The 2,459-nt window shown below is 61.2% G+C and carries 4 protein-coding genes; all 4 read left to right on the forward strand.

Annotation, left to right across the window (positions count from 1 at the left end; translation table 11 throughout):
* Positions 1-70 precede the first annotated feature (70 nt).
* Positions 71-757: a hypothetical protein gene (locus AC2VNK_RS03830; protein WP_486882858.1), complete on the forward strand. Its 687-nt coding sequence runs from the start codon at positions 71-73 to the stop codon at positions 755-757.
* A 335-nt stretch (positions 758-1,092) separates the two neighbouring features.
* Entirely contained in the window at positions 1,093-1,290 is a 198-nt protein-coding gene (locus AC2VNK_RS03835; RefSeq protein WP_291524136.1) for a hypothetical protein, read from the forward strand.
* A 2-nt stretch (positions 1,291-1,292) separates the two neighbouring features.
* On the forward strand, positions 1,293-1,526 hold the full coding sequence (locus tag AC2VNK_RS03840) for an ABC transporter permease (RefSeq protein ID WP_291524148.1): 234 nt from the start codon (positions 1,293-1,295) through the stop codon (positions 1,524-1,526).
* Positions 1,527-1,581: 55 nt separating this feature from the next.
* Positions 1,582-2,459, forward strand: an 878-nt coding sequence (locus AC2VNK_RS03845) for an NAD(P)-dependent alcohol dehydrogenase (RefSeq protein WP_486882859.1), incomplete at its 3' end; no start/stop codon positions are given.

A 2,459-nucleotide genomic window follows, 5' to 3' on the forward strand; every position in this document is an offset into this window, starting at 1 on the left:
ACTTATTGAGTAGTCGTGTTTTAATGATAGGTTTGGCCATTATTTTTATAATTCGCGGAAGGAGTGCTTTATGGGTTGGATGCAATGGTCTGTGCTGGCAGCGGGCGGCATGTTGGTGTTGACAGGATGTGCGACGACCACGACGAACGGCATGGCACCACCGCCGCAAGATATGGCGAGTAACTACCCGGCACTTGCCCCGTCCCCTCTGCCGCCTGCCCCGACCAGGCCATTGCCGTCGGTACGCCGCGCGCCCGCTGCTTTATCGCAGGCTGCATCACCCGTAGTCCCTCCGCCAGTGGCTTTCTCGTCCACGCCCTTACCGCTGGCTCCCCTTACCGCGGTACCGACTACTCCGGCCGTACCCAGCATTCCGGCAGTGCCTTCTGTTGCGCAGACCCTGAGCAGCGCTAAAACATCCTTTCCCGGCGAGTGGCAGGCGGATATGACCAAAGCGCGTCAGGACAGTGCCCAGTGTGCGGCGATGTCGTCTGCTGCACAGACGGCGTGCTGGCAGGGCGTTTCCACCTGGGCGCAGAAGCGGGCGGCGCACTACCAATCTCTTGGTACCCAGGCAACGGGCGCCCAGGCTCAGCAGATGCAGTCTGCAGCAAAGTTTTTTGGAGTAACCGGGGAATGGGCCAGTGCTTGCGGCGCCCTCACCTCACAGCAATGTGCGGAATCGCCACTGATCAGTAAAATGCAGCAATGGAAGGCGTCTGTGGGGATTCCGGGAGTGACGGCACCCACGCCCTAGCATTCGCCATTGACCCGGAGGACAACGGGCACGGCGTCGGGACCAAGGACGGAAGCAGCGGCCGATTTTTTCATTCTCCTGCGGATATGCTTTCATCAGGGTCAGCCTCGCTCTGGAAATGCTCGCGCCGCCGGGAATATGGTGCGGCGAAGGCTTGCAGTGTAGACCCCCATGGGGGCGGCTTTAGATCCGGGCCTCTGACTCGGGCCGAAGGCGATTGTCACCCTAAAAATTAATTTCCCTGGACTGCCAACACATGGCGTTTCAAATCCGCAAGAAGTGTCTGATCATTGATCACCCGCGGTACCTTATTCTGACCGCCCAGTCTGCCGCGGGTGCGCAGCCTTTCGCAAGCCGTGGTCATCTTCGTGCTGGCCGTGCTCCTCGGAGTTCACCTGCGTTTTGAACCCGCGGCGATCATTGGGTTGCTGGTGTTCACGCTGCTGGGATCGGCCGTCTTCGCCACCTTTTCCCTGGTGATCGCCTGCCTGGTCAAGACCCGCGAGCGCTTCATGGGGTTGGCCAATTGCTGACTATGCCGCTTTTCTTCGCGAGCAATGCCATTTACCCTGTGGCGCTAATGCCCTCGTGGCTCGCCGCCATCGCCCGCCTCAACCCCCTGACCTATCTGGTCGACGCCTTGCGGGCCTTGATGCTTGTGGGCTGGCAGAGCACTTTGGGACTGGGCACTGACTTGGCCGTTCTGAGCATTGTCCTGGCGGTGCTGGTGGCTGTGGCGGCACGTATTTATCCTATAATTTTAGGGTGAAAAAGGGGTCGCGGTAAGATAATCCAAATTTTCCGGGAGCGCCGGCGTCCATACCATGCCTCATTCCAACACGCAATTGCATGAAATCAGGGCGGCCGTTCTGCGCGAGCAGGGCCGTCCCCTGAGGATCGAAACCCTTGAGCTGGAAGGCCCGCGGGACGACGAAGTGCTGGTGCGCATTGTCGCCACCGGCATCTGCCACACCGACATCGACATCTGCGATGACTGGGACGGGAGCGCCACTCCGGTGGTGCTGGGCCATGAGGGTGCGGGGGTGGTGGAGGAGGTCGGCAAGGGCGTGAAGAGCGTCGAGCGCGGCGACCATGTCGTGCTCTCCTACCAGTCCTGTGGCCGCTGCCAGCACTGCCGAGAGGGGCGCCCCGCCCACTGCGTGCACTTTTACCTGCTGAACTTTGGATTCCAGCGCCTAGACGGCAGCAATGCGCTGCATCGCAGCGGTGTTCGCGGGCATTTTTTCGGCCAGTCTTCGTTCGCCACCCACGCCCTGGCGACCGAGCGCAATCTCGTCCAGGTTCCCGAGGATTTGCCCCTGGAGATGCTGGCGCCGCTGGGGTGCGGAATGCAGACCGGAGCGGGCACGGTGATGAATTCGCTGCAGGTCCCCGAGGGGGCGAGCATCGTCGTTTTTGGCACGGGGGCTGTAGGCCTGGCTGCGGTCATGGCCGCTCGCCTTGTTGGTGCGAATCCGATCATCGGCGTTGACATCCTCCCCGCGCGGCTCGCCCTTGCTCTGGAGTTGGGCGCAACCCACGTGATCGACAATCGCCATGAGGACATCTCCGCCCGTATCGGTGAGATCACCGGCAGCGGTGTCGACTATGTACTGGAGATCACTGGCGACGCGAAGCTACATCAGCTTGCCATCGATATATTGAATCCGGGTGGCGCTATGGCACTCATCGCCAGCCCGGA

This window comes from Acidithiobacillus sp. TH-A35 (genome assembly GCF_057473505.1).

Excerpts from the sequence above, each read along its gene's own strand:
- AC2VNK_RS03830 (WP_486882858.1), top strand. The coding sequence starts at position 71 with ATGGGTTGGATGCAATGGTCTGTGCTGGCAGCGGGCGGCATGTTGGTG.
- AC2VNK_RS03840 (WP_291524148.1), top strand. The coding sequence starts at position 1,293 with ATGCCGCTTTTCTTCGCGAGCAATGCCATTTACCCTGTGGCGCTAATG.